Genomic DNA, 5,260 nt, shown 5'->3' on the forward strand with positions numbered 1-5,260 from the left:
CCGGCGGGTCGCCGGGTGGGCCGGGCCGGCCCGCCCCGGCGGGGCCCGGCCATCGTGGAGCGGAACATCCGGTGAACTCATGAACCGATTGTTCATTTGTGCGCGCCGTCACCTTTTCTGCTGGCGGCGCGACGTTGTTGTATTTTCAGTGGAAAATACTCCCGCATCATGGATTTCTTTTGACCGGAGCCACGCCGCTGTGAAGAATGGGCGCATGCAGTTGCGCGACGTACGACTCACGTCCCGCCTCGCCATCGATCTCCTCCGATGCGCGAGCGCCCGGTGTTGTGCCTGCTGATCGCTCGGTGACCCGCGTGCGCTGACCGCACGCCCCAGAATTCACGGTCCTGCGGCGCTGGAATGCGTCTATAAACCTATCCCATACATGGGAAAAGTATTGTTCAGGCGCCAGCCGAGACCCGGTTGGCGGCCACACCCTCCGGAGGGGAAACCATGTCCGTTCTCGCCGTTATCGATTCCACCGCCACCCGCCTCGCGCCCACCCGCCGCGGTGCGGGCCGGTCCCGCACCCGGTTGCGCAGCATCGCGCCCCCCGAATCGTCGGTGACCGTCACGATCACGCTCGGCGCGCCCGGTTCGGAGGAGAGTGAACGGGTCCTGGCGGCGCTGCGCGATCTCGTCGTGGCGGCCGGCCCGGAGGCGAACGTCGATCTCGCGCCGATCGCCGCCGCCCCTCGCGGTCCGGGCAGCACCGAGGGCGTCCATCTGGACCCGCGGGCGCGCGCGGTGACCCAGGACGGCCGCCCGCTGGACCTCAGCCGCCTCGAGTACGAACTGTTGTTCTTCCTCGCGACGCACCCGCGTCAGGTGTTCGGCCGCAGCCAGTTGCTCGGCCACGTCTGGGGTCACCTGCACACGACGGTCCGCACGGTCGACGTGCACGTGAGCCGGTTGCGCACCAAGCTCGGCTCGGACATCGTGACCACCGTCTACGGGGTGGGCTACCGGCTCGCCGACGACGCCGGCATCACCATCGCCGACGCCTGAACGGACGACCCCTCCAACGCGGCGCGCCCCGGGGTGCGCCGCGTTCGGCGTCCGGGAAACCGGGCGGCGATGAGCTCTGGACCGCACTGACCCCGGCCCGGCAGGATGCGTTCCTGCGGCACCTGGCCCGCGCTGGGCGTGTCACCGGCGTCGGATGGCCCCGGCGATCGCGGCCGCTGTGCGGTTCCTGCTTGTCGGGACCCCGGATGCTGTCGTCCCTGCGGTGGTTTCCCTGGACATCCGCAAATTCTGCGGCGCGCCACTGGCGCCGAAACCCTCGTATGCCTATCGTACCGATAGGAGATGGGGGAAGTCGTGACGCGTACGGTGGTGGTGGTCGGGGGAGGGTGCTCCGGGGTCCTGGTGGCCCGGGAGTTGCTGCGATGCGGCGGTGACGACGTCGTGCTCGTCGACCCGGGCGAGCCCGGCGGCGGAATCGCCTACGGCTCCGCGCAGCCATGGCACCTGCTCAACTCGCGGGCGGGTGCGATGAGCGCCGACCCCGACGACCCGGGTCACTTCGCCCGCTGGGCGGGCACCACCCCGGCGGCCTTCCGCCCCCGCGCCGAGTACGGCCGCTACCTGCGTTCCGTCCTCGACGAGGCGGCCGCCGCGCACCCCGGCCGCCTGCGCCTGCACCGGGCGAGGGCGGCCGCGATCACCCCGGACGCCGCCGTCGCGCTGGACGACGGCTCGATCATCGCGGCCGACCACGTCGTGCTCGCCACCGGTGGCCCGGCCGCCGCGCGCCAGGCCGTCGTCCACCCGCGCTACATCGGCGATCCGTGGCGGCCCGGGGTGCTCGAGGCGCTGCCGGCCGACCGCCCGGTGCTGCTGATCGGCACCGGGCTGACCGCCGTCGACGTCGCGCTGACCCTGACCGCAGACGGGCGCCGGACCGCGCCCGTCGTGGCCGTGAGCCGGCGTGGCCTGCTGCCGCTGACACACACCGCGGACGCCGCGCCGCCGGCCGTGCCGTCGCTCGACGACTGCGGCACGCTGCGGGACGTGGTCCGTGCCGTGCGCGCCGCCGCCGGTGGGGCGGGGGACTGGCGGGCCATCGTCGACGGGCTCCGGCCGTACCTGGATGAGCTCTGGACCGCACTGACCCCGGCCGAGCAGGAAGCGTTCCTGCGGCACCTGGCCCGGCCCTGGGAGTGCCACCGGCATCGGATGGCCCCGGAGATCGGGGCTCGCGTCGCGCAGTTGCGCTCGGCCGGGCTGCTGGAGATCCGCGCGGGCGGGGTGGCCGCGTGGCCGGGCCTCGCGGACTACGCGGCCGTGATCAACTGCGCCGGGCCCGGGCGGCTGCCGGCGGCGGCCGGACCGCTGGTCGGCGGGCTGCTCGCCGCCGGTCTGGCCCGGGTCGGCCCGCACGGCCTCGGCCTCGACATCGACATCGACGGTCGTCTGATCGGCGCCGGCGGGCGGGCGCACGACCGGCTCTGGGTCATCGGCCCGCTGCGCCGCGGCGCCCGGTGGGAGACCACCGCCGTGCCCGAGATCCGCGCCCAGGCGCGACGCCTCGTCGGCGATCTGCACTCCGCCACGCGGGTCGCGGCCGCGGCATAGGGCAATCCCCGCACCTTCCGGCGCCCGGTGTGCGGCGTGCCGTCGATGCCCCTCGCATCCGTCTTCCGGCCGGCCGTGACCGCGGCGCCGATCGTCCAATGTGTCGATCCAGTTAACCGGCGGCATCCCGAACTGGTGATAGCCCGATGATATGACGAGGACATTTCCGCAGCTCAGGGGCTATTTGACGGGCATGCAGGCGGCCCTGTGCCGATCTTGGCGAGTATTGAGTCCGGATCGATTGTTCTCGATACTACCGGTGGCACCGGTACTCCGGACACCCGGCGTACACCTCATCCCCCCTGGGAGGAACCTGTGCGTAACCCCGGCTCGAAGCTCGGCCGACCGATCGTCGGTCTGGCCGCCGTCTTGCTTGTTGGCAGTGCGTTCGCGTCACCCGCATCCGCCGCCCCGAGCGTCGCATCCGACCCCTCGTTCGCCCCCTCGTCCCTCGCCAGCAAGCTGGACTCACAGTTCGGCGCCGCCGTCGCGGGCTCCTATGTCGACTCGGCCGGCAAGGTCGTGGTCAACGTGACCGACGCCGCAACCGCCAAGTCGGTGAGCGAGTCCGGCGCCACCCCCCGTTACGTCGCCAACAGCGGCGCCGTCCTCGCCGCCGCGGACGCCACCCTGAAGAACGAGCTGAAGACCCCCGGCACGTCCTTCGGCCTGGACCCGGTCAGCAACAAGATCGTGGTCACGGCGGACAGCACGGTCACCGGTGCGAAGCTCGCCGCGGTCAAGGCGATCGTCGCCAAGCTCGGCGCCAAGGCCAGCTTCGAGTCGGTCGCCGGCACGCTGCGCACCACCATCTCCGGCGGCGACGCGATCTACGCCGGCGGCGGCCGCTGCTCGCTGGGCTTCAACGTCCGTAGCGGCAGCACCAACTACTTCCTGACCGCGGGCCACTGCACCAACATCGGTGCGACCTGGACGAACGGCTCCGTGACGCTCGGCACCCGGGCCGGCAGCAGCTTCCCGGGCAACGACTACGGCATCGTGCGCTATACCAACACGACCATCACCAAGACCGGTGGCGTGGGCTCGCAGGACATCACCTCGGCCGGCACCCCGGCCGTCGGCGCGACGGTCTACCGCCGCGGCAGCACGACCGGCATCCACTCCGGCCGGGTCACCGCGCTGAACAGCACCGTCAACTACGCCGAGGGCTCGGTCTCCGGCCTGATCCGCACCACCGTCTGCGCCGAGCCGGGCGACAGCGGCGGCTCGCTCTACTCCGGCACCACCGCGCTGGGCATGACCTCCGGCGGCAGCGGCAACTGCAGCTCCGGCGGCACCACGTACTTCCAGCCGGTCGTCGAGGCGCTGAACGTGTACGGCGTCTCGGTGTTCTGATCCACCTTCCACCACGAGAAGGCCCCACCCGTCGGTGGGGCCTTTTCGCTGGCCACGACGCGAGTGGACAGGGTGGCTTTCACCGACAACAATCGATAGATGTCAGCAGAAACCCCGCTCGAGTCGAAACGCAAGATCGGACGAGGCGGGCAGGCACCCGGTTGCCCTGTCCATGCCGACACCGACGACGTCTGGCACATCCAGGACTTCGCCACGGCGCGCTCGATGCTGCGGAGCACCGAGACCCGCCAGGCGGGCTTCGGCGCCGAGAACGCCCGGCGGCACGAGGGCCGGATGCGCATGCCGGTGCTCTTCCGCGACGGACCCGAGCACCGCGAGCACCGCCGCCAGACCGCCAAGTACTTCACCCCGAAGCGGGTCGACACGGCATACCGGTCCCTGATGGACAGGCTCGCCGACGAGCAGTGCGCGACCCTGCGGAGCCGGGGCGGCGCGGACCTGTCGCAGCTGTCCTTCCGGCTGGCGGTGGCGGTGGCGGCCGAGGTCATCGGCCTGACCGAGAGCGGCCGCACCGGGATGGCGCGGCGCCTGGACGCCTTCTTCGAGGAGAAGAACAGCGGCAGCCGCCTGACCCGGGCGTGGAAGGAGTTCCACTCCAACATCAACATGGGCCTGTTCTACTGGCGGGACGTCCGCCCGGCGATCAACGCGCGCCGGCGCGAGCCGAAGGACGACCTGATCAGCCACCTCCTCAGCGAGGGCTGCACCAACCCGGAGATCCTCGGCGAGTGCGTGACGTTCGCGGCGGCGGGAATGGTGACCACCCGCGAGTTCATCACGCTGTCGGCCTGGCACCTCTTCACGGACCCCGCGCTGCGAGCCGCGTACACGCGGGGTGAGGAGAAGGAGCGGGTGGCCGTCCTGCACGAGATCCTGCGCCTCGAGCCCGTGGTGGCGAACCTCTTCCGCTGGACGACCGAGGAGATCCAGGCGGGCGACGCGACGATCCCGGCCGGTGTCCGGGTCGACATCGGGGTCGCGGCGGCGAACCTGGACCCGGCGGTGGCCGGCGCCGACCCGGGTGAGGTCTGCCCGGGGCGGGCGATGGCGGACGGGGCCGGCGACGCGGGGCTGTCCTTCGGCGACGGTCCGCACCGGTGCCCGGGCGCATACATCGCGATTCAGGAGACGGACATCTTCCTGACCAAGCTCTTCGCCATGCCGGGCCTGCGGATGGTGACGCCGCCGAAGGCCCGCATCCGTCCGGAGATCGCGTCCTACGAGCTCACCGGCCTGCGCATAGCGGTGGACGGGGACGCCTGACGCCGCGACCCGCCCTGCCGCCGGCCGACGCGGCGGCAGG

4 protein-coding genes are annotated in these 5,260 nt (G+C 71.8%); all 4 read left to right on the forward strand.

Translation table 11 applies throughout. The annotated features are described in order from the left end of the window. Positions 1 to 453 precede the first annotated feature (453 nt). Positions 454 to 1,008, forward strand: coding sequence for a winged helix-turn-helix domain-containing protein (locus tag AB0F10_RS44015; protein ID WP_360640221.1), 555 nt, complete (start codon positions 454 to 456; stop codon positions 1,006 to 1,008). 303 nt (positions 1,009 to 1,311) lie between these two features. Then, positions 1,312 to 2,580, forward strand: a complete 1,269-nt coding sequence (locus AB0F10_RS44020; RefSeq protein WP_360640224.1) for an FAD/NAD(P)-binding protein — start codon at positions 1,312 to 1,314, stop codon at positions 2,578 to 2,580. A gap of 315 nt (positions 2,581 to 2,895) precedes the next feature. Then, positions 2,896 to 3,936 carry a S1 family peptidase gene (locus AB0F10_RS44025; RefSeq protein WP_360640227.1) on the forward strand — a complete coding sequence of 347 codons (1,041 nt, stop codon included), beginning with the start codon at positions 2,896 to 2,898 and terminating at the stop codon, positions 3,934 to 3,936. 99 nt (positions 3,937 to 4,035) lie between these two features. Continuing rightward, positions 4,036 to 5,220 carry a cytochrome P450 gene (locus AB0F10_RS44030; RefSeq protein WP_360640230.1) on the forward strand — a complete coding sequence of 395 codons (1,185 nt, stop codon included), beginning with the start codon at positions 4,036 to 4,038 and terminating at the stop codon, positions 5,218 to 5,220. Positions 5,221 to 5,260 lie beyond the last annotated feature (40 nt).

The organism is Actinoplanes sp. NPDC026623, assembly GCF_040638275.1.
In the GTDB taxonomy this organism is placed as follows: Bacteria; Actinomycetota; Actinomycetes; order Mycobacteriales; family Micromonosporaceae; genus Actinoplanes.